This window comes from Haloplanus litoreus (genome assembly GCF_045690335.1).
In the GTDB taxonomy this organism is placed as follows: domain Archaea; phylum Halobacteriota; class Halobacteria; order Halobacteriales; family Haloferacaceae; genus Haloplanus; species Haloplanus litoreus.
In genome coordinates, this window is sequence record NZ_CP147874.1 from 1,316,736 (window position 1) to 1,336,045 (window position 19,310).

The 19,310-nt window shown below is 66.5% G+C and carries 23 protein-coding genes and 1 tRNA gene; 14 read left to right on the forward strand and 10 right to left on the reverse strand.

What is annotated here, in order from left to right; genetic code table 11:
- Window positions 1-2: 2 nt before the first annotated feature.
- Window positions 3-359 (forward strand): hypothetical protein, encoded by a 357-nt coding sequence (locus V8686_RS07050; RefSeq protein WP_379703260.1) that lies wholly within the window; start codon window positions 3-5, stop codon window positions 357-359.
- A gap of 71 nt (window positions 360-430) precedes the next feature.
- On the opposite strand, the gene V8686_RS07055 is transcribed toward V8686_RS07050, so the two are convergent.
- Window positions 431-1,231, reverse strand: coding sequence for a VOC family protein (locus V8686_RS07055; protein ID WP_379703261.1), 801 nt, complete (start codon window positions 1,229-1,231; stop codon window positions 431-433).
- Window positions 1,232-1,375: 144 nt separating this feature from the next.
- Here V8686_RS07055 and gcvT point away from each other — a divergent pair, with 144 nt between their 5' ends.
- Together gcvT and gcvH are read left to right on the forward strand one after the other, a co-directional pair.
- Window positions 1,376-2,467 (forward strand): glycine cleavage system aminomethyltransferase GcvT, encoded by a 1,092-nt coding sequence (gene gcvT, locus V8686_RS07060; RefSeq protein ID WP_379703262.1) that lies wholly within the window; start codon window positions 1,376-1,378, stop codon window positions 2,465-2,467.
- Window positions 2,464-2,892 (forward strand): glycine cleavage system protein GcvH, encoded by a 429-nt coding sequence (gene gcvH, locus V8686_RS07065; protein ID WP_379703263.1) that lies wholly within the window; start codon window positions 2,464-2,466, stop codon window positions 2,890-2,892. The genes gcvT and gcvH overlap by 4 nt, the downstream gene beginning before the upstream one ends.
- A 25-nt stretch (window positions 2,893-2,917) precedes the next feature.
- Here the strand turns inward: gcvH and V8686_RS07070 are convergent, their stop codons facing one another.
- Entirely contained in the window at window positions 2,918-3,088 is a 171-nt protein-coding gene (locus V8686_RS07070; protein WP_379703264.1) for a DUF7838 family putative zinc beta-ribbon protein, read from the reverse strand.
- Window positions 3,089-3,257: 169 nt separating this feature from the next.
- Here V8686_RS07070 and V8686_RS07075 point away from each other — a divergent pair, with 169 nt between their 5' ends.
- The gene (locus V8686_RS07075) at window positions 3,258-3,641 is read left to right on the forward strand and encodes a HalOD1 output domain-containing protein (RefSeq protein ID WP_379828668.1); all 384 of its coding nucleotides are present in this window, start codon (window positions 3,258-3,260) and stop codon (window positions 3,639-3,641) included.
- 15 nt (window positions 3,642-3,656) lie between these two features.
- Here V8686_RS07075 and V8686_RS07080 read toward each other — a convergent pair whose 3' ends face one another.
- Entirely contained in the window at window positions 3,657-4,460 is an 804-nt protein-coding gene (locus tag V8686_RS07080) for a TrmB family transcriptional regulator (RefSeq protein WP_379703266.1), read from the reverse strand.
- Window positions 4,461-4,847: 387 nt separating this feature from the next.
- Here V8686_RS07080 and V8686_RS07085 point away from each other — a divergent pair, with 387 nt between their 5' ends.
- Complete coding sequence (locus tag V8686_RS07085; RefSeq protein ID WP_379703267.1) at window positions 4,848-5,645, forward strand: TrmB family transcriptional regulator; 798 nt, start codon at window positions 4,848-4,850, stop codon at window positions 5,643-5,645.
- A 245-nt stretch (window positions 5,646-5,890) separates the two neighbouring features.
- Here the strand turns inward: V8686_RS07085 and V8686_RS07090 are convergent, their stop codons facing one another.
- A complete protein-coding gene (locus V8686_RS07090; RefSeq protein WP_379703268.1) occupies window positions 5,891-6,223 on the reverse strand; it encodes a DUF7344 domain-containing protein in 333 nt (110 codons plus the stop codon).
- Between the two features lie 432 nt (window positions 6,224-6,655).
- Between V8686_RS07090 and V8686_RS07095 the strand changes: the two genes are divergently transcribed.
- On the forward strand, window positions 6,656-6,895 hold the full coding sequence (locus V8686_RS07095; RefSeq protein ID WP_379703269.1) for a hypothetical protein: 240 nt from the start codon (window positions 6,656-6,658) through the stop codon (window positions 6,893-6,895).
- A 189-nt stretch (window positions 6,896-7,084) separates the two neighbouring features.
- Window positions 7,085-8,425: a hemolysin family protein gene (locus V8686_RS07100; RefSeq protein ID WP_379703270.1), complete on the forward strand. Its 1,341-nt coding sequence runs from the start codon at window positions 7,085-7,087 to the stop codon at window positions 8,423-8,425.
- A gap of 261 nt (window positions 8,426-8,686) precedes the next feature.
- On the opposite strand, the gene V8686_RS07105 is transcribed toward V8686_RS07100, so the two are convergent.
- Together V8686_RS07105 and V8686_RS07110 are read right to left on the reverse strand one after the other, a co-directional pair.
- Window positions 8,687-9,676, reverse strand: coding sequence for a sodium:calcium antiporter (locus V8686_RS07105; RefSeq protein WP_379703271.1), 990 nt, complete (start codon window positions 9,674-9,676; stop codon window positions 8,687-8,689).
- Window position 9,677: 1 nt separating this feature from the next.
- Window positions 9,678-9,851, reverse strand: coding sequence for a hypothetical protein (locus V8686_RS07110; RefSeq protein WP_379703272.1), 174 nt, complete (start codon window positions 9,849-9,851; stop codon window positions 9,678-9,680).
- A gap of 94 nt (window positions 9,852-9,945) precedes the next feature.
- On the opposite strand from V8686_RS07110, the gene V8686_RS07115 reads away from it, so the two are divergent.
- The 5 genes from V8686_RS07115 to V8686_RS07135 all read left to right on the forward strand — a co-directional run bounded on the left by V8686_RS07115 (window position 9,946) and on the right by V8686_RS07135 (window position 12,315).
- Window positions 9,946-10,185: a glutaredoxin family protein gene (locus tag V8686_RS07115; RefSeq protein ID WP_379703273.1), complete on the forward strand. Its 240-nt coding sequence runs from the start codon at window positions 9,946-9,948 to the stop codon at window positions 10,183-10,185.
- Entirely contained in the window at window positions 10,182-10,715 is a 534-nt protein-coding gene (locus V8686_RS07120) for a cob(I)yrinic acid a,c-diamide adenosyltransferase (RefSeq protein ID WP_379703274.1), read from the forward strand. The genes V8686_RS07115 and V8686_RS07120 overlap by 4 nt, the downstream gene beginning before the upstream one ends.
- Before the next feature lie 83 nt (window positions 10,716-10,798).
- Window positions 10,799-11,065: a DUF7553 family protein gene (locus V8686_RS07125; protein ID WP_379703275.1), complete on the forward strand. Its 267-nt coding sequence runs from the start codon at window positions 10,799-10,801 to the stop codon at window positions 11,063-11,065.
- 42 nt (window positions 11,066-11,107) lie between these two features.
- Window positions 11,108-11,182 (forward strand) — tRNA-Val (locus tag V8686_RS07130).
- Between the two features lie 290 nt (window positions 11,183-11,472).
- Window positions 11,473-12,315, forward strand: a complete 843-nt coding sequence (locus V8686_RS07135) for an ion transporter (RefSeq protein WP_379703276.1) — start codon at window positions 11,473-11,475, stop codon at window positions 12,313-12,315.
- 412 nt (window positions 12,316-12,727) lie between these two features.
- On the opposite strand, the gene V8686_RS07140 is transcribed toward V8686_RS07135, so the two are convergent.
- Entirely contained in the window at window positions 12,728-13,351 is a 624-nt protein-coding gene (locus V8686_RS07140; protein ID WP_379703277.1) for a hypothetical protein, read from the reverse strand.
- Window positions 13,352-13,353: 2 nt separating this feature from the next.
- Window positions 13,354-14,607, reverse strand: coding sequence for an outer membrane protein assembly factor BamB family protein (locus V8686_RS07145; RefSeq protein WP_379703278.1), 1,254 nt, complete (start codon window positions 14,605-14,607; stop codon window positions 13,354-13,356).
- Between the two features lie 92 nt (window positions 14,608-14,699).
- Here V8686_RS07145 and V8686_RS07150 point away from each other — a divergent pair, with 92 nt between their 5' ends.
- Together V8686_RS07150 and V8686_RS07155 are read left to right on the forward strand one after the other, a co-directional pair.
- On the forward strand, window positions 14,700-15,395 hold the full coding sequence (locus V8686_RS07150; RefSeq protein WP_379703279.1) for a DUF4013 domain-containing protein: 696 nt from the start codon (window positions 14,700-14,702) through the stop codon (window positions 15,393-15,395).
- Window positions 15,396-15,447: 52 nt separating this feature from the next.
- Window positions 15,448-16,584: a DUF63 family protein gene (locus V8686_RS07155; protein WP_379703280.1), complete on the forward strand. Its 1,137-nt coding sequence runs from the start codon at window positions 15,448-15,450 to the stop codon at window positions 16,582-16,584.
- A gap of 6 nt (window positions 16,585-16,590) precedes the next feature.
- Here V8686_RS07155 and V8686_RS07160 read toward each other — a convergent pair whose 3' ends face one another.
- Both V8686_RS07160 and tbsP read right to left on the reverse strand, forming a co-directional pair.
- A complete protein-coding gene (locus V8686_RS07160) occupies window positions 16,591-18,297 on the reverse strand; it encodes a YcaO-like family protein (RefSeq protein WP_379703281.1) in 1,707 nt (568 codons plus the stop codon).
- A 143-nt stretch (window positions 18,298-18,440) separates the two neighbouring features.
- Window positions 18,441-19,259 carry a transcriptional regulator TbsP gene (gene tbsP, locus V8686_RS07165; protein ID WP_379703282.1) on the reverse strand — a complete coding sequence of 273 codons (819 nt, stop codon included), beginning with the start codon at window positions 19,257-19,259 and terminating at the stop codon, window positions 18,441-18,443.
- Between the last annotated feature and the right edge of the window lie 51 nt (window positions 19,260-19,310).

Consider the following 19,310-nt stretch of genomic DNA (forward strand, 5'->3'; position numbering starts at 1 on the left):
GTATGCCCAGCGGCGTCCCACTCTCGCTCGACGAGACGCCCTACGACGCCACCGAGTTCTCCCGGTTGTGGGTCGTCGCCACGGCCACCTACGGCGTCGGCGATATCGTGACTACCATCGCGCTCGTCCGGTACAGTGTGTCGGTGAGCGAAGCCAACGCCCTCCTCAGGACGGTCATCGACGCCTTCGGTCTCTGGGGGTTGATCGGGTTGAAACTCGTCGCCTTCTTTACCTGTCTGGCGATCAGCCTCGCCGGCGCCGGCGACGACGACCCGCTGCTCTACTACGGACCGCCGACGATGCTCGCGCTCGTCGGTGCGTTCACCACCGCGTACAACCTCCGCTTGCTAGTCGGCTAGCTGTTGCGAACGAACGCGCGGACGACGTCCGCGGCGAAGCGGGGACGCTATGGTGGCCGGGCGACCGACGATCAGGTCCGTCGAACCCTGACCTCGACGCCGTCGGGGTCGGTGGCGTCGACTCCTCTCGCCGCCGTCGTCCCCCCGCCGAGCCGTTCCCTCACCGCCGCCGTCGACTCCGCGAGGAACAGTTCGAACCACGCGAGTCCGCGCCCGCCCGTCGGTGCCGACCGCCCGTTCCAGGTGTTGAGTCCGACGTGGTGGTGGTAGTCGCCGTCCGCGAGAAAGAGCGCCGCGGGCATCGACTGCCGGATGTCGAGACCGAGGCCGTCGACGTACCACGCCCGCGCCGCAGCCAGCGACGAGACTTCGAGGTGGACGTGGCCGATATCCGTCCCCGGCGGACACCGGTCGGTCCCGGCGGCCGCCTCGCGGAGTGGGTCGAGCGCCAGCGGTAACGTGTCCATCTCGACGCGTCCGTCGGCCGTCGTGGGCCAATCGGCCTGGGGACGGTCGCGGTAGAGTTCGATCCCGTTGCCCTCCGGATCGCTCAGATACAGCGCCTCGCTCACGTGGTGGTCCGACGCCCCGTCGAGTCGCCACGCCGTCTCGACTCGGTCGAGGGCGTCCCCGAGTGCCGCGCGCGAGGGGACCCGAAACGCCGTGTGGAAGAGACCGGCCGCCGCCGGGTCGCGGGCCGGTGTGTCGGGCGCGGCGAGCAACACCAGCAAAGGGCCGTCGCCGGCGCCGAGCACCGCCCGCTCGTCGTTTTGCGCCCGGCGTTCGAGACCGACGGCCCGTTCGTAGAACTCCACCATCCGGTCGAGGTCGGCCACCCGGAGCGCCACCCGTCCGATTCCCGGTGTCGTCACGACGCCGGACTACGCGACACGGGCACTTGCCTCTGCCGGATGCCCCGCTGCGCCGGGTTTGATATCGCGATATGCTGTTTATCTCATAACTACCCGGTCGACAGGGGACAAAAGCATTAGGTCCCGAGGCGACGTGGCGTCGCTATGGGCCTACGGAAACCACCCTTGCGGGAGACACACGCCTCGCAGGGTGCGTCGTTCACCGAATTCGGCGGCTGGGACATGCCGGTGGAGTTCGACTCCATCCGAACCGAACACGCGGCCGTCCGAGAGTCCGCGGGGCTCTTCGACGTGTCACACATGGGCGAAATCGAGGTGTCCGGCCCCGACGCGGGACCGTTGTTGAACCGACTGACCACCAACGACGTGGACGAACTCGAACCGGGCGATACCCAGTACTCGTGTATCACCGACGAGGACGGCATCATCCTCGACGACACGATGGTGTTCCGGCTCCCCGACGACGGGGATTCGCGCTACCTGTTCATCCCGAACGCCGGCCACGACGCCGAGATGTACACGCGATGGGTCGAGTATCGCGACGAGTGGGACCTAGACGCGACGGTCCGGAACACGACCGAGGAGTGGGCGATGTTCGCCCTTCAGGGACCGGACGCCCAGGACCTCGCCGCCGAGGCGACGGAGGGCGCGACCCGTGACATCCCACGTTTCGAGGCGACGTTTCTCGACGTGGCGGGGGTTCGATCCTTCGCGTCGCGGACGGGCTACACCGGCGAGGACGGGTTCGAGTTCCTCTGTCCGTGGGGCGACGCCGAGACGGTGTGGGAGGCCTTCGACTGCCAGCCCTGTGGTCTCGGATCGCGAGACACCCTGCGCATGGAGATGGGCTTTCTCCTCGCCGGACAGGATTTCGACCCCGAGGAGGAGCCACGGACGCCCTACGAGGCGGGTGTCGGCTGGACGGTCGACCTCGATACGGAGTTCGTGGGGCGTGACGCCCTCGAGGCCGTCGAGCGAGAGGGCATCGACGAACGGTTCCGCGGCGTCCAGTTGCAGGAACGGGGCGTCCCGCGGCACGGCTACGAGGTGGTCGACGCCGACGGCGACCACCTCGGGCACCTCACGAGCGGCACGATGAGTCCCACACTCGGCGAACCGATCGGTCTCGGCTATCTCTCGGACGAAGAGGCACCCCCGGGGACCCGCGTTCGGGTCGTGGTTCGGGGCGAACCGAAGCAGGCAAACGTAGTGACTCCCCCATTCATCGACAAATGAGCTTCGACGTACCCGCGGACCGACGATACCTGGAATCGCACGAGTGGACGACGACCGACGGTGACAGCGTGGAACACGGTTCCACGAGCAGCCGGACCGAGTCCGGCGACACCGTTCGCATCGGCATCACGGACTTCGCACAGGACGAACTCGGTGACGTGGTGTTCGTCGAACTGCCGGCGGCCGGCGACGAGGTGGTGGCCGGCGAGGAGTTCGGCGTGGTCGAGAGCATCAAGGCCGTCTCGGATCTGGTCTCGCCCGTCTCGGGGACCGTCACCGCCGTTAACGAGGACCTGTTCGACGCGCCGGAACTGGTGAATCAGGACCCTTACGGCGACGGCTGGATGCTCGAAGTCGACCCGAGTTCGGAGAACGAGTTCGAGAACCTGCTGACGGCCGACGAGTACCGCGACAACGTCGAGTAGCGGCCCCTTCTCGCCGTTCGTCCCGTCAGAACCCGACGTGTTCGGAGCTATCGATGCCGTCGATCCGGATCAGACCGTAGTCGCACTCGGTACAGGACCACTTCGTCTTCTCGCCCAGGTGGAGCGTCGTACTCGCTGTCCGCCAGAACCGGTCGTTCGAACACTCCGGGCAGTCGTGGGCCATCTCCAGGCTCATACCTCCGTTTCCGCGGCCGGCCGTGTTGAAGATACTGATTCCCGAACCCCGCGATAAACTGTATAGCGCGATAGCAAGTTCCGGTGGCGGCGCGTTCGGACTGCGTGTCCGGGCCGCCCGTGACGTGTGCGGTCGACCGCGGCGGCGCGTCGCCCGACGCGGTGCCACGATGCACGTCACTCCCGAACTTGTTTTGACAAAACGGGTGAAAATCACCTCCCATTTTGTTCGTCCGGCACGAGTTGCCACTGTGGAGTACGAAATTGGCCCGAACGAACCGGTCAGCACGGCCGTTGTACGCGCCGTGAGTGCCGTCCAGGGTCGTGAACCGTGTTCCCTTCAGCCGCTGGCGGACGCCGTCGATCCGGGTGCGTTGGATGCGCTGTTCGCCCCGCAGTGCGGCGGCACACCGCGGGTGGGCGGACGCCTCTCGTTCGTATTCAACGGTTGTCACGTCACTGTCGACAACGGCGAGTATCTCACCCTCCAGTTGCTCGAAGATCGATCTTGCGACGAACGTGACGAGGAGTACCTCGACGGTCGATTTCGGTGACGGGGCGCCGCGGACTCACTTCCCGGGGTCGCGGACGGGTAACAATCCTTGGGCCATGAGTCGCCGGGCGATCACGACGAGACCGTTCCCGAACCCCTCGCCGAAGACCGCTCGTTCCTCCTTGGTGCCGGGCATGATCGAACTCACGAGGATCGTCGAGCGGTCGGTCAGGAGGAGTCGGCCGATCGCCGCGTCCTCTTCGGTAGCGTTCTCGCCGTGTAGCCACTCCAGACCGGAGAGGAACGTCGTGGCGTTCGGCACGGCCGTTTGGATCTGGTCCTGAAGGGATTCGGTCAACGCGCCGACGAGAAGGTCGACCTCGGTACCCACGTCGTTGAGGCTGGTAACGAGGCTCTCGGTCAGCAGTGACCCGTCACCGACGATGAGAACGATCTCGTCCGCCGATTTCCTGATGAGCTTGTTCGTCCGGTTTTCGATCGCGTCTCGCCCGGACATCGCCCACACCCGTTGGACGGGGGTTTCGTCCTCCCCGTCCACGATTTCGACCGTCTCCAGGGCGTCGTGGAGTCGTTCGACGCGGTCTTCGTACTGGTCGCGTAGGGTCTCGGCCGCCTCTTCCAGCGGAACCGCCCGAAACTGCTGCGGGCTCGAATGCTGGATCTCGACCAGGCCTTGTGCCTCCAGTACTCGAATCGCGTCGTACACCCGTGTCCGGGGGACTTCGGTCATCTCGCTCAGTTGCTTCGCCGTCCCCGTGTGGAGACGAGACAAGCCGACGAAGCATCGCGCCTCGTATTCTTTCAGGCCGAGTTGCTGGAGGACTTCGATTGCCTCCTCCAAGTTATCAGTCGTATTCATGTGTCCCAACCTCCCGGGAAATCCCGGGAACTCGCTAAATCATTGATCTCCGGCACGGATAGGTATTGTTACTCCTGTCGTGACGGCGACCCCCGGGAAGCACCCTCTGAATATCCCGGATGGTCGAATCCCCCGTGTACTCGAATTGACTGATCACGTTGTGATATTCATAGTGACAGCAGACCGCTATCGCGTTTCGCTGTGCGTAGTACGAGTCATCGACGAAGGACGTAAAGTCACCCGTTTAATCACAAAAGAAATATACCCGGTGGAATCCAACCTTCAGTCGGCACGCAGTTCAGTTCTGTGTCCCAACCACCGTACTGTTGCGTGTCGGCCCGGCCACGTTCCGTGGCGGGGTTCTCGATAATACACACCGTCAAACCGATGAACAGCGATCCAACCGAAGACCCAGAGACGGCCGCGATCGAGCAACTCGAACGATTCGGGCTGAGTACCTACGCCGCACGGACGTTCGTCGCGCTCGCTGGGCTCGGTACGGGGACGGCGAGGGACGTCAGTCAGGTGTCGGAGGTGCCACGGACACGGGTGTACGACGCGATCGACGAACTACACGATCGGGGTCTCGTCGACATCCTCCAATCGTCGCCCAAGCGGTTCTGGGCCATTTCCGGCGAAACGGCGAGTCGGACGTTCGAACACGAGCTACAGCACCGCACGGACGTCCTGCGGACGGCGCTGAGGGAACTCGAACCGATCGAACGTCGCGCCGAGCAGCGTGGCGTCTGGACGGTCGACGGACAGATGGCCGTCACCCAACGAGTGCTGGAGTTCTTTTCCAGCGCGGACGACGAAATCGTCTACATGACCGTCGAGGACCTCCTCACAGACGAACTGATCGACGGTCTGAGTGAGGCCGCGAACCGGGGCGTCTCGATCAAGCTCGGCGGCGTGTCGACGGACGTCCAGGAGCGTATTCAGGACGAGATCCCCGGCGCGACGATGTTCGAGTCGCTGTGGGTCTGGTCGGATACGTCGGCGGGGCGGCTCATGATGGTCGACGGACGAAAAACGCTCGTGAGTGCGCTCGTCAACGGTCTGGATGCGGATCCCACCGATCCGCGATCGGAAACCGCAATTTGGGGCGAAGGCGAGACGAACAGTCTGGTCGTGGTCCTGCGGGCAATCTTCACTTGGCGACTCGACGCGGACGAATCATGGTAACGGGATCCGACACGTCGTAACGGCGTCGGACGCCCTGCCGGTCGGACGGCACTCACACGGCCGCGAAGAGCGTTTTCGTCGGGGATGGATTCGTCGTCACAGAGTCACCGTTCGACACCGTCGAATCGTCGTCCGTCGGGACGGTTCGAGACACACCGGGGTAGCGTCGGGTGGCGACTCCGGAATCGTGGAATCGCCGACCGGGGAGCCGAAACGCCGTATCACCGGGTGGACGACGACCGACGTCAGGGATTCGGCGGCGACGCTTCCGTCGGGAGCGAGTCGAGGATCGTCTCGACCTGCTCGTTGGGCTGGTACCGAACGGCTCCGCTTCCGAGTTCGAATTCGACGACGCCGTACTCCGCTAACTTCGGCAGATGAGTGTGATGGAGTTGGATGGCGAGCTGTTCGCGGTCCCGCAGTGAGCCGCTTTTGCCGTCGCACCCCTCACTGTGCAACTGTTCGGCGAGATCCTCGAGTGTCGTCGCCCCGTCGGCCTCGTGGCGAAGATGGTGGACGACACGACGTCGGTGCCGATCGGAGACGAGTTCGAGACACGCGTCGAGACTGTTCGTCACAGCACGCTATTCCCTCTCGGACGCCTCAAAGGCCGCTATTTTCACACTCGTGTAAATTTTGATTATCCGAGTTACACGCCACCACCCGGCGTGGTCGGCAGTCGGTCGACGCCGCGACGGCGAAAATCGCCCGTCCGGCCGCTACCGACGAATCGGAAGCGACGTCCGGTGTCCGACCACGGTAACTGTGCGATGGACACCGCTACCGCCCCGTTTTCGGGCCGACACGCTGTGCGTGTCGCGACTGCGGAGACGACATCGAAGCGCCCGACGGCGCGGGCGACTGCCCACGCTTGAGGGGCCGATCACCCGCGACGGGCGCGTCCCACACGACGGGGATCGCGTCCCGCAGGAATTAGACACCCACCGGCGGCGTTCGAGGCGCACTGCTGTGGTGACCTCCCTTATCCGACTGGAGACCCAACCGCGAGCATGGCCCGCTACGAGGCATCCTTCGAGATAGACTCGAAGACCGATTCGTACGCCGCTCGACGCATTCTGGAACAGGTGTACGATACGATTCGGGAGGAATCGCAAGGCGGTTGGGGAGGGTCGGACGATGCCGACGAACTCCTGCGAGAGTTCCGAACGCTTCGAGATGCAGCGAAGCGTCGACGGCCGGGACGACTGACAATCACCTACGAGCAAGCGGACGACGCGTTCGAGGACTGACGCCGTGAACACCGTTGGGACTCGGCGGTTGCCGGGACCCTGCGTGAGACGCCTAGTGCCGACGGGACGAACACGGCCCTCTCGTCCGCCCGTCCCCCCGCTCTGCCTCCGACACCGATCCGGATTTCGACCGTCGACGAGCGGCGAGGTATCCACCTCCTACAAGTTCCCACTCGACGATAACAGAACATGGTAGATCTGGTCTCCATCGGAGGGCTGCTTCTCGCGTTCTTTCTCGTCATCATGAACGGAATCTTCGTGGCTGCGGAGTTCGCGTTCGTCAAAGTCCGGCCCACGCGGGTGAGTGGGCTCGTCGACCGAGGGAAACCGGGAGCGGCACTCGTACAGGACGTCATCGAGAATCTGGACGACTATCTGGCAGTCAGCCAGCTCGGTATCACGCTCTCCTCGCTCGGCCTCGGCTGGATCGGCGAACCGGCCGTGGCGGCACTCATCGAACCCATCCTCGGGCAGTTCCTTCCTGCGGGAACGGTCCATCTCGTCGCGTTCGTCCTCGGATTTGGCTTCATCACGTTCCTCCACGTGGTGTTCGGCGAACTCGCGCCGAAGACGTTCGCCATTCAGGAGGCCGAACGTATCGCGCTTCTCGTCGCCCCGCTCATGAAATTCTTCTACTACGTGTTCGTGCCCGGTATCATCGTCTTCAACGGAACTGCCAACTACTTCACCCGTCTGGCCGGCGTCTCGCCGGCATCCGAAAGTGAGGAGACACACTCCGAAGAGGAGATCCGGATGATCCTCACGCGGTCCGAAGAGACGGGCCACATCGACCTCGACGAGGTCGAGATGATCGAGAGCGTCTTCGAACTCGGGGACACCATCGCCCGCGAGGTCATGATTCCGCGCCCGGACGTCGAAACCGTCCCTGCCTCGATGTCGCTCTCGGAACTCCAGTCGGTCGCCGCGACGGGAACCTACACGCGCTATCTCGTGCTCGACGAGGAGGGAAACCAGCCACTCGGGTTCGTCCACGCCAAGGACATCCTGCGAGCGAGCCAAACCGAGACGGAGGCCGATCAGGAGGTCACTGCGCGCGAAATCGCGCGACCGGTCCTTACGGTCCCGGAAACGCGTCGGATCGACGCGATCCTCGCCGACTTTCAGAAGCGTGGGGAAGGCCAGATGGCCGTCGTCGTCGACGAGTGGGGCGTCTTCGAGGGTATCGTGACCATCGAGGACGTCCTCGAAGAGATCGTGGGCGACATTCAGGACGAGTTCGATACCGCAGCGCAGGAGCCGTCAATCGAGAAGCGAGACGACGGAGCGTACCTCGTCGACGGCGGGGTCCCCGTTCAGGACGTGAACGATCGGCTCGACACTCGCTTCGAGAGCGGCGACGTCGAGACGATCGGTGGCCTGATTTTCAGTCGTCTCGGTAGAGTTCCCGAAGTGGACGATCAGATCGAAGCGAACGGGTACGTCCTTCAGGTCGAGGCCGTCGACAATTCCCGAATCGAACGGCTCGTGATTCGAGCGGCAGGGGAACCCGGAGAGATGGACGACACGTAGGCGGGTCGCAACCACTCCTCGCTCCCTTCCCCCGTCGCTCGGACCGGACCGGGCGGCGGTTCTCCGTGTCGGCCGGCGTTTCGGGCGGCCCCCGGTCCGTCCGCACGACGTCGACGAGCGTCCGCACCCCGTGACGGTGCGTCGGTATCGGCGGTCCGAGAGGACGTGGTCGTTCGCTCCCCGATTCGGTGTCCACTCGCCCCGTCCAGTGGGGCGGAATAGCCGGGGACGCCCACGCCGGGGCGGCGGCGTTTCGGCCCGCTACTGCCCCGGAAACAACAGCAGCCGACCCGCCACGAAGACGAAGTACAGCCCCAGCATGTAGCCCCCTTCCGTTCGCGTGAACGCCCCCTCCCGCCAGTACAACACCCAGCCGAGCAGTCCGAGGCCGGCGACTAACTTGAACGGAAGGTCCCAGCGGACGACGGCCGGCGGGACGGCGTACGTCGAGAGGGCACCGCCGAGGCCGATGCCGACGAGCGGATTGACGATGTTGCTTCCGATGAGGGTTCCGAGCGCGACGTGTGGCGACCGTCGGCGGATAGCGTCCATCACGGCCGTCAGCTCCGGCAACGCGGCGGCCACGCCGACGGTCACGATACCGACCATGGACCCACCGAGGGCGAGTGCTCCGACGATCACCTCCACGACCGACAGCATGAGTGAGGCGGAGAGCAAGACGAGGACGAGCAACCCCGTGGCAACCACGGCGTCTCGGCGAGGATTTTCACTCGGGGCTTCTCGGAGCGACTGGGTGCGTTCCCGAAAGGTGAGTATCGCTCCGACGTACGCCAGGTAGAGCCCCAGTAAGAGGACTCCATCGAGCCGACTGATCGTCCCGTCCCAGGCGAGCAGCATCGTCGCACCGATCGCGCCCAGCATCGGCAGATAGCTCTCGTAGACGAACGCCCGGGAGACGTGAACCGTTCCGTACCCGATGAGCAGCACGCCGACGAGGAGGAACTGCTGGACGGTCGAGGAGCCAGTGTTGCCGCCGATGACGACGGCCGAGGTAACCTGGTAGTCGAGGACGCCGGAGAGGATTCCGAGCGACGCGATCAGGTGGGAGCTGAGCTCCGGTAGACTCGTTCCCAACGCGAGGACGGTCATCCCGACGAGAACTTCGTCGACGTCGTAGTACTCGGCGAGCGCCAGCAGCCGACCGATAGCTCGACTCGCCGCAGTCACGAGCGTGTACAACGCGACCGCCCCGATGGAAACCTGTGTCAGCAAGCCGCTCGAGACGGACATCTTAGCGCTCGGCCAGCCACGTGTCGCTCCAGTCTCGCTCGTAGTCGGGGTCGAACGGTTCGAGGGTCCAGATCGGACAGCTCTCGCACTCCCAGACCCTGTAGACTCCTCCGTCTCGGATCACGACCCCGACGGACGCCCAGACGTGGGTCTCGCAGGTCGGATCCTTGGACATGCGTGAACCCACGGACGATTGCTGCCCGAAAAAAGCTTTCCTCGGTCCACTCCGTCGGGCCAAGCTACTTGCCCGCGGCGACCGAACGGGGGGTATGTCGATCACGCTCTACGCGCTCGACGGCTGTCCACACTGCGAGAAGGTCCACGACGCCCTCGCGGCCAACGACGTCGAGTACGAGACGGTCTGGGTCGAGGCGTTACACTCCGGGCGGAACGAGGTCAAGCGGATCAGCGGTCAGCGCGCGGTCCCCGTGCTCGTCGACGACGAACACGGCGTCACCATGCCCGAGAGTATCAACATCCTGCAGTACGTGGAGCGGACGCTCGCATGAAGATCTACACCGGGCGCGGCGACGAGGGCATGACCGACCTCCGGAACATGTCCCGCGTCTCGAAGACCAGTCCCCGGATCGAGGCCTACGGCACCGTCGACGAGGCGAACGCGCTCCTCGGGACGATCCGACCCACGGGCTACGACGACGTCGACGACTCCCTCGAACGGATCCAGAACCACCTCCACATCGTCCAGGCGGATTTCGCGAACCCCGAGCCGGAGGACGACGACCCCGTCGTCCGCGAGGCGCACGTCGACGAACTGGAAGACTGGATCGACGAGGCCGACGACGAACTCGACCCGCTGGAGTCGTTCGTCCTCCCGACCGGGAGCGAGGCCGGTGCTGCCCTCCATCACGCCCGAACCGTCGTCCGCCGGGCCGAACGGCGGGCGGTGGATCTCGCCGGTACCGATCCCGTCAACGCCGAGGCCATCGCCTACCTCAACCGGCTCTCGGACGCGCTCTTTACCTTCGCCCGCCTCGTGAACCGACGCGACGGCGTCCGCGAGGACCGACCGACGTACTGAACCGAAGAGAGTCGGATGCGGGCGGGCGATCACGCTGCCGTTCGCCCACAAGAGATATATCTGTCGTCCACGTTTGGTCATATATGAACAAGCACTTCGAAGACGCGCTGTACTACATGGGACGGGCCGGCGAACACGCGAAAGAGGGCGTGATGGAAGAACTCGACCCGCTCGAAGAGCGGTTCCGCGAACTCACTGGCAAGGAACAGGAGCCGGAGCCCTCGCGACTGGAGAAACTGCAGGACGACCTGCAGGAACTGGAGACCCGCGCCGAGGGTGAGGCGAAGACGGCCATCGAGGACGCCCGCGAGCGGATCCGACGCTATCGCGGCGAGGAGTCGTCCGAGTAAGACAACCCTTAAGTCGGCGTCACCAGTATCGACGTACTGCGAGGGTTGGTGGTCTAGTCCGGTTATGACGGCTCCTTCACACGGAGCAGGTCGGCAGTTCGAATCTGCCCCAACCCATTCGTTTTGCTGACGGGTTCGACGGAGCAGGTCGGCATTCCCGGCGAGCGGAGCGAGGTGGGAAGCAGCGGACGACCGAAGGGAGTCCGCCAGCGTTCGAATCTGCCCCCCACTCGTTTTCCCGACGTTCCTGAAGGACCGGGAACTACTGTTTTAGCGGTTATCGCGGGTATTTCGTCGTTTTTCACTCGGATGTTCCACGGCGGATTCGACCCGGAGTCCGGTTCGGTGCAGTCCAGTACCGCGGTTTACGGCTGTCTCTTTATGTTGGATTGGCCACTACGCGGGATATGGGCCGCGACGCATCCGCTCCTGACCGACGGGATCTTCGTGAATTAGTTCAGTTCTACCTTTTGGATCACAGGACGGTGTTAGGGAAGCTAATCGACATCTCCCTGTTGGGACTGAATCTGGTGTTCGTTGGCGTTTTCGTCGTCGAAACGTACCCGGTTGCCGCCGATTTTCGGCCCTTCCTTTGGAACCTCGAAGTCGCTATCGCCCTCGTTTTCGCCGTGGAATATCTCTCTCGCTTGTACGGTGCGCCCGACCGGACGGCAGAATTTTTTAACGGATACACCATGGTTGATCTGATTGCAATTTTACCGACGCTCTTGGTATTCGTGTTTCCGATCTCAATTAGCGCGTTGCAGATCGGCTTTCTACGTTCGATTCGGATCATCCGTGTGCTGCGGTTCTACCGATTCACCGAGGATGCCGAGTTCTTCTTTGGAACCGTTACGGACAATACCTTACGCGCCGGGAAACTCCTGTTGACGATCCTGGTTCTCCTGTTCATCTCTGCCGGGGTGTTCTATAGTGTAGAACGAGCGGCGAATCCCGACGTTATGACGTTCGGTGACGCGTTCTATTACGCCGTGATAACGCTATCGACGACCGGATTTGGCGATATCATCCCGGTCACGACCGCTGGCAGGTGGGCGACGGTCGGATCGATACTGGCCGCCATCATCGTCATCCCGCGACAGGCAAGTACGTTCGTCAGGGAGTGGACATCCAAGGGGAAAATCAACGTCACGTGTTCTCACTGTGGGTTGGAATATCACGATCCGGACGCATCACACTGCAAGGCCTGCGGGCACGTCATCTATCAAGAGATCGACTCCAGGGAGTAAGGCGCCATCCCGCGCGTCGAGAGCGCCACCGGAGGGCCTTCCAGCCACCGGAGGTATCGATGTCTCGGTGCGTGCGGAATCGGGTCACGTACTCGCTGACCGCGTTTGCGAGGGCGCCCTCGGATACCCCCGCAGTAACGAACGCCTCAGCGGTGTAGCCGCCCCTCCACGTGTCACTCATCGCATCGTTCGTGTCCGGACCCGAGACGGCGAGCCCCGGCATATCGCGGAGACGTCCGCGACAACGTCATCCTCACGAGCGCCGGGCGACCGGACGGCGTGGTCGTCGGCGGCGACTCGGATACCGCAACGACGGCCGAGCGGGACCTCCTCGGTGGACGCTGGGACACGGCGAACGGTCCGATCGGACTCCTCGGTCGCGCTGGGGGAGGTAGTGGTGGTGGCGGACGTCTCACCCTGCCCGCATCCACAGGTCCCGTCCGATGGTCACGACGGCGGCGGCCACCGGCGCCGCGACCGGGAGGGACCCAGCGACGTCGTCGCCGACGCCGAGCGCGATGCTCGCGACGACGAGGATGGGGAGCACCGGCGCGCCGGCCACGGCGGTCCCGAGGAGCGGGCGCTCGCCCCGCAGGTAGCCGACACCCCACGCGAGGAGCCCCGGCACGAGGAGCACGAGCGCGAGTAGGGCGAGCGCGGCGCCGAGCAACGTGTTGAGCGTGTTCGTCGGATCGCTCGTGCCGTCCCCGGCGGTCACGAGGAGGACGGTGGCGAGGGTGCCGACGCCGGCGCCGATCAGCGCCACGACGGCGGTCCAGCGCTGCCAGCGTGCCATCCGCTCCCGGTCGCGCTGGAACAGGGAGAGCAACCCGATAAGTACCAGGAAGACGGCGACGAGCGAGAGGGTAGGGACGATGGTGCGCTCGATCCACAGGGCGCTGAACCGCGGCGGATCGAAGACGTAGGAGTCGGTGGGCATCGGTCCGAACCACCGCGTCGGAATCGCGGCGGCGAGGACGAGGAGGCCACCGAGGGTCGTCAGGGCACCGACGAACCGACGGCCGGGGGTCAACACGGTCAGGCACCTCCGAACGCCACGACCGTTCCGAGACGGGTCGCCGTCACGACGCCGCCGTCGAGGACGGCCGGGGACACGACCCGTTCGGTGCTTCGAAAGCCCCACGTGGCCTCGCCGAAGCGAGCGGTGAAGGCGAGCAGTCGGGCGGACCTCGATCCCTCGCCCGCTCCGGACCGGAGGGCGAAGGCGTGGTCACCGGCCGCGGCGGTGACCGCCCCCTCCCCGACGTAGGAACACCAGCGGGGTTCGGGGGCGCCGTCGCCGGTCCGGTCGAGGGCGAACGTCGCGTCGCCGGCCTCGCGGGGTCGTTCGACCGCGTACACCGTCTCGGGCGTGACGACCGGCGTCGAGTAGGTGCGGCCGCCACCCCGGTCGACGGCGAACCGCTCCGTCCCGTCGTCGAGGCCGACGCCGACGACGCCCTCGTACGCGCCGAGATAGACGGTGCCGTCGGCGACGACGGGGTCTGATTCCGGACGGACGTCAGACGACCACCGCTTCTCGCCCGTCGCTGCGTCCACACCCTGCAGTTCCTCACCCGCGACGACGACGGTGCCGTCGGCCACCGCCGGCAGGGGACCGCCGTTCGTGGCCGCGACCCACCGCTCGCTCCCGTCGGCGGCGTCGAGGGCGACCAGTTCGCCGCCGGCGGGGACGAACACCGCGCCGTCGGCGACGGTCGGCGGGCCGGTCGGGTCGATGTCGGCGGTCCGCCACCGGACCACCCCGTCGTCGGCCCGGAGGGCGGCGACGCCGTTCGTGGTCGACAGGTAGGCCGTCCCGTCGTCGAGTACCGGCGGCGCGAGTTCGGCGCCGGCTCTCGCGTCGGCGCCGGCCGTCGTCGGCGAGAGGTCGGCGTTCCGCCACTGTTCCGTCCCGTCCCGGAGCGAGAGTGCGAACGCACCGGCGCCGGTGGTGAGGAAGACCCGGCCCTCGGCGACGGTCGGTGCGCTCACGTCGGTGCCGGCGTCGTCGACGTCGGGGGTGGGGAGGGTGGTTCGCCAGCGGAGCGTCGGCGAGTCGGTCGGTGGCCGCCTGGACGGGGCGTAACCGGTGTTCGCGGGGTCGAATCGCGGTGCGGGCCAGGCTCCGCCGGGGAGGGTGTCGAATCCCCGACCGGCCTCACCCGTGCCGAACGTCGTCGACGGTTCGGGTGGCTCGCCGTCGGGACACGACGACGAACAGCCGCCGAGTCCGGCGACGGCCCCGGACGCGAGCGTCCCGAGAAACGTCCTGCGGTCGATGGAGGGCATCGACTACCGCTTGTGACACCTCCGTGAAAGGTGTCCCGGATCGCGTCGATCCGGGAACGAAGAGTTACCACCCAGCGGGTTCGTTCGTGCGTATGGCTATCGACCTCGAACGGCTCGTCCGCTACCCAGCGAACGACGACGACTGGGTCAGGACTCTCCTCGTCGGCGGACTGTTGACGGCGTTGTCGGTGTTGATCGTGCCCGCCTTCCTCCTGTACGGCTACCTCCTCCGCGTCCTTCGGGAGGGGATGGTCGAGGGGGAGGAACCACCCGGGTTCGACGACTGGGGGGTGCTCCTGCGCGACGGCGTGGTCGCCTTCCTCATCGTCCTCGTCTACCAGTTCGTCCCCCTACTCGTGGCGGCGCTGACCGTCGGCGGATCGGTGCTGGCCATCCTCACCGGGTCGGACGTCGGCGTGGGCGTCGGTCTGTTCGGACTCCTCGCGGGCCTCGCGCTCTCGGCGGTCCTCGCCCTGATCTTCGGTTACGTCACCCTGATCGGCGTCGCCAACTACGCTCACGAAGGCGAGGTGGGTGCAGCGTTCGACACCACGGTCCTTCGGGCCGTCGCCCTCGACGGCGCCTACGCCGTCCCGTGGCTCTACGGCGTTTCCCTCCTCCTCGTGGCGAACGTCGTGGCGGGACTCCTCGGCTTCGTGCCCGTCGTCGGGGTGTTCGTCGTCTTCTACGCACAGGTCGCGGCGGCCTGGATCTGGGGGAAGGGGTTCGCGGACGCGATGGGTCTCGACGACGGGGCGGCCGAGGGGACGCCGGCAGCGGTCGTGTGAGTCCAGCACCGACAACCACAACTCTGAAACGCGGTGCCGTCGGGGTTTTCGTATGGCTACGGTTGCGGAACGTCTCGGCGTCGAACCGATTCGGCTCTGGATCGGCTCGGTCCTCACCCTGCTCGCCGCACTGATCGGCGGATCGCTCGCCTTCCCGCGGACCGTCTACGACGGCTTCGTCTGGCACTACTTCTGGGGGCCGGTTCAGGCCGACGCCAACGCGGCCGTCTGTGCCGTCCGGCAGGGCGACACCACACGATATCTCTACGAATCGGCGGCCTGTTCCGCCGCCGCCGAACCCGTCGCGTACCCGGGCTATACGCTCGTGTCGGAGGTCGGCTACGTCGTCGTCCTCCTGATCGCCCTCTCCGGACTGGTCTTTCTCCTCCAGCGACTGGCGGTCGGCTCCGACCGCGGGCTCTTCTTCTCGCTTCTTCCCTTCGTCTTCTTCGGCGGGGCGCTCCGGGTCGTCGAGGACGTGACCGACGCCGCCGGCACCGAGGGCCTGATCACCTACCCGCTGAACACGCTCATCATCAGCCCGATCATCTACTTCACCGTCTTCGCGGTGACGCTGATCGCGTTGCTCGGGAGCATCGCTCTGGAGCGCGAGAACCTCGTCGACAGTTACACTCGACCCCTCGTCGGGTCCGGCTCCGCCGTCCTCGCCGTGACCCTCGCCTTCCTCCTCTGGAGCGCCGTCGCTCCCGACGGTCCGGGCACGTTCTACCCGCAGGTACTGATCGTCATCCTCCTCGGCGCGACGGCGTCCGCCGCGGGCACCTGGTGGCTGCTCGAACGGTACGTCCCCGCAGCCAACGCGGGCACCGGTCGCATCGGCCTCGTCGTCATCTGGGGCCACGCCGTCGACGGCGTCGCCAACGTCGTCGGCCTCGACTGGATGATCGCGCTCGGCGCCGGGCCGAATCTGGTGCCGAAACACCCGGTCAATCGCGCCATCGTCGACATCACGGCCTCGACGCTGCCCGCGTCGGTACTTACGTTCACCGGCGACACCTGGCCGTTCCTCGTCGTGAAACTCGTCGCCGCCTCGCTCGTCGTCTGGCTGTTCGACGAGCGCATCTTCGAAGAGAGTCCGCAGTACACCATCCTGCTCCTGATCGCTATCCTCGCCGTGGGACTCGGTCCCGGGACCCGCGATATGCTCCGGGCGACGTTCGGCGTGTAGCGGGACTCAGGGATACGGGTGGAACGGCCGATCCAGGCGGGGTTCGTAGCCCAGGTCCGGGGGAACCGTCTCGGCCCGGTCGCCGAAGTAGGGGTCCTCCACGAACAGCGGCTGGGCCTCGGGGCTCAGGACGCGGACCGCCTCGAACCCGAGGGCGGCAACGTCCTCCGTCGTGAGTCGGGCGGCGTACGTCGAGAGCCCCGCCTCGGTGGCGCGGTCGACCACCGCGTCGAGTTCCGCTTCGCCGGTCGGTACCTCGTCGGGGCCGACGCTCGCCGCCGGCACCCCGTCGTCGACGTCGACGAACGCCTCGGCCGCGGGCGGCCGGTCGGCGTAGTGGCCGATGGCGCCCTCCTCGGCCGCCGCGTCATCGGGACCCATCGCCCGGAGTTCCATCCAGTTCTGGAGCGCCTCCGCGAGCGCCGACCGGGCCGCCGCCGTCGCATCCAGATCGGCGCCCGACCCGAGGGCGAACCGTGGCCACTCCCCCTCGCGGTGGACCGCGACGGCGACGACGGGGACGTCCACGTCGGCGGTGATCAGAGCCGGCGTCACGGACAACCCGACGGCTCGGGCGCGGTCCACGAGTGCCGCGAACCCGCCGTCGTCGACGGACAGGCCCAGCGGATCGTACGTCGAGTACCACGCGAGCATCGCCGCGTCGCGTTCGATCACCTCGTACAGCCCCGACAGGAGCGCCTCGACGCCGGCGTTGCCGAGACCAAGGCCGGTGGTGATCGCCGGCCGATGTCGCTCACGATGCCCCCCTGGCGGTGGGTAGTGGACGAACTCCGCCGGTAACGGGACGGACTCGCCCGTCCGCAAGTCTTCGCCCGGGACCCACGGTACCGGCTCTTCGGGGTCGACCGACCGGCCGTCGGGGCGGACGAACGCGGCCGGCGACACGCCCCGCGCCCGTTGCGAGGGGGGCGCCGTCTCGAACTCCTCATTCCGATAGACGCCGGCACAGTAGCGTTCGAGACCCTCGCCGAGGGCCTTCACGAACGCGCGGTCCCAGTCGTCGTCGACACCGGCGGTGTACGCCGCCGCCCGGGCGTCGCTGTAGGCGGTCGTATCGGCGGTGGCCGCCAGGTAGTAGGGGGCCGGGAACGACTCGCGTTCGCCCACCTGCGTGAGGAGTCCGACCCGGTCGTCGACGGCGCGTTCGGCCCGGCCGACGGCGTCGTCGAGCGGGACGTCGCGGTGCGTGTGCCGCAGATCCCGGTCCCGGTCCTCGGGACGGGGAACCGCGAGCACCCGTCGCTCGCCGCCGGGCACCTCGACGACGGTGCCCGCGAGGTCCGCCCCCGAGAGCAGCGAGACGGCGCGGTGGCCGGCGACGGCACCCGCGAGGCGGACGGCGCTCCGACTTCCCGAGGCGCGTCGCTCCTCGCCGTCGCCGCCGTCGTCGACGGCCGAGTCAACCCGTGCCCGCAGGTCGCGATAGCCGACGCCGTCGGCGAAGACGGTCACGGTAGCGTCGAGATCCCCGAGCGCGACACCGCCGAGGCCGCCGATTTCGACGGCGAGCCACCGGGTCGCCGCGTCGTCGGCCGCCTCGAACGCCGGTGCACCCGCCGGTGCGATCACGACGCCGAGAGGGTAGGATCCGAGCTCACCGGGGGTCGTCGTCGTCGCCGTCGCGTCGACGTCGTCGAGTGCGGCCCGGACCGAGTCGGCGGCCGGCCCGCTCCCCGCGATACCGATCTGCATGGAACCGCCGACGCCCCCCGGAGGCAAAAGTGGTCGGAAGTCCGGGACGAACGCGTCCGCTCGTACGGATCGTCGTCACCGTGTCCCGACCGTCGCCGACCACGGTGACGGCGACGGCCAGTCCTGACCGACGACAGCCCGTCTCAGGCCGACTGGTTGAGCGTCACGGCCGCGAGTTCCGCCGGCGTCACCTCGTCGAAGCGGTCCTCGTCGAGTTTCAGGCGGAGGCGGGGGCGCCCCACGTCGATGGGCACCTTCTCGGTCCGGATGAGGCCCTCGTCTTCGAGGGTGGTCTTGGTGCGCGAGAACGTCGCTTTGCTCGCGATCCCCACGTCCTCGCCCCACTTGCTGATGTCGTAGAGGAGGACGTCGTTGTGGGCGGCGACGAGGAGCGTGAGCGTCACCTCGTCGAACTCGGTCGCGGCGTCGCGGGCGCGGTCCAGCGCCTCGAGTGCGGCGTCGAAGTCCGCACGGACGTCCTGTCCGATCTCCGCACCAAGCGTCTCGCGAACTCGCGAGAGCGGGGGCGTCCGCAGGTCGAACGTCGCGGCGGGGTCCCACTGGGCGCCGTAGGTCTCCCGAACGGCGTCGACGAACCCCCCGTCGTCGGCGCCGAGTGCGGCCACGCGGTCACCGACCGACACCAGCGCCCACACCGCTTCCTCGGTGACGACGAGCGTGTTCGTACTCCCCGTACCGCCCGTCCGTACCGCGAGGGTACCGGCGGCGACGTGGTCGGCGGCGTTGCTCGCGACCACGAAGTCGTCCATCACGTCCTTCAACAGGCCCGAATCGGCCAGCATCCGAATCGACGGTGGATCGACTGCCCCAGTCGTGACGGTCGTCAGCGCTCGCACCGCCTCCGCCGTCGGATCGACCAACAACAGTTCGTCGGCCGACTCGAAGACGGTCTCGAGAATCTCCTCGAAGTCCCAGCCGTGCAGGTTCGCCCCGGCAGCCATAGCGTGAATATCGCCGTATCCGTATTTAATTTTAACGACGAGAGGGTCCCG

Coding starts and splice junctions, on each gene's coding strand:
- V8686_RS07050 (WP_379703260.1), top strand. CDS start 3: ATGCCCAGCGGCGTCCCACTCTCGCTCGACGAGACGCCCTACGACGCC.
- gcvT (WP_379703262.1), top strand. CDS start 1,376: ATGGGCCTACGGAAACCACCCTTGCGGGAGACACACGCCTCGCAGGGT.
- gcvH (WP_379703263.1), top strand. CDS start 2,464: ATGAGCTTCGACGTACCCGCGGACCGACGATACCTGGAATCGCACGAG.
- V8686_RS07070 (WP_379703264.1), bottom strand. CDS start 3,088: ATGAGCCTGGAGATGGCCCACGACTGCCCGGAGTGTTCGAACGACCGG.
- V8686_RS07075 (WP_379828668.1), top strand. CDS start 3,258: ATGCACGTCACTCCCGAACTTGTTTTGACAAAACGGGTGAAAATCACC.
- V8686_RS07080 (WP_379703266.1), bottom strand. CDS start 4,460: ATGAATACGACTGATAACTTGGAGGAGGCAATCGAAGTCCTCCAGCAA.
- V8686_RS07085 (WP_379703267.1), top strand. CDS start 4,848: ATGAACAGCGATCCAACCGAAGACCCAGAGACGGCCGCGATCGAGCAA.
- V8686_RS07095 (WP_379703269.1), top strand. CDS start 6,656: ATGGCCCGCTACGAGGCATCCTTCGAGATAGACTCGAAGACCGATTCG.
- V8686_RS07100 (WP_379703270.1), top strand. CDS start 7,085: ATGGTAGATCTGGTCTCCATCGGAGGGCTGCTTCTCGCGTTCTTTCTC.
- V8686_RS07105 (WP_379703271.1), bottom strand. CDS start 9,676: ATGTCCGTCTCGAGCGGCTTGCTGACACAGGTTTCCATCGGGGCGGTC.
- V8686_RS07110 (WP_379703272.1), bottom strand. CDS start 9,851: ATGTCCAAGGATCCGACCTGCGAGACCCACGTCTGGGCGTCCGTCGGG.
- V8686_RS07115 (WP_379703273.1), top strand. CDS start 9,946: ATGTCGATCACGCTCTACGCGCTCGACGGCTGTCCACACTGCGAGAAG.
- V8686_RS07120 (WP_379703274.1), top strand. CDS start 10,182: ATGAAGATCTACACCGGGCGCGGCGACGAGGGCATGACCGACCTCCGG.
- V8686_RS07125 (WP_379703275.1), top strand. CDS start 10,799: ATGAACAAGCACTTCGAAGACGCGCTGTACTACATGGGACGGGCCGGC.
- V8686_RS07135 (WP_379703276.1), top strand. CDS start 11,473: ATGGGCCGCGACGCATCCGCTCCTGACCGACGGGATCTTCGTGAATTA.
- V8686_RS07145 (WP_379703278.1), bottom strand. CDS start 14,607: ATGCCCTCCATCGACCGCAGGACGTTTCTCGGGACGCTCGCGTCCGGG.
- V8686_RS07150 (WP_379703279.1), top strand. CDS start 14,700: ATGGCTATCGACCTCGAACGGCTCGTCCGCTACCCAGCGAACGACGAC.
- V8686_RS07155 (WP_379703280.1), top strand. CDS start 15,448: ATGGCTACGGTTGCGGAACGTCTCGGCGTCGAACCGATTCGGCTCTGG.
- V8686_RS07160 (WP_379703281.1), bottom strand. CDS start 18,297: ATGCAGATCGGTATCGCGGGGAGCGGGCCGGCCGCCGACTCGGTCCGG.
- tbsP (WP_379703282.1), bottom strand. CDS start 19,259: ATGGCTGCCGGGGCGAACCTGCACGGCTGGGACTTCGAGGAGATTCTC.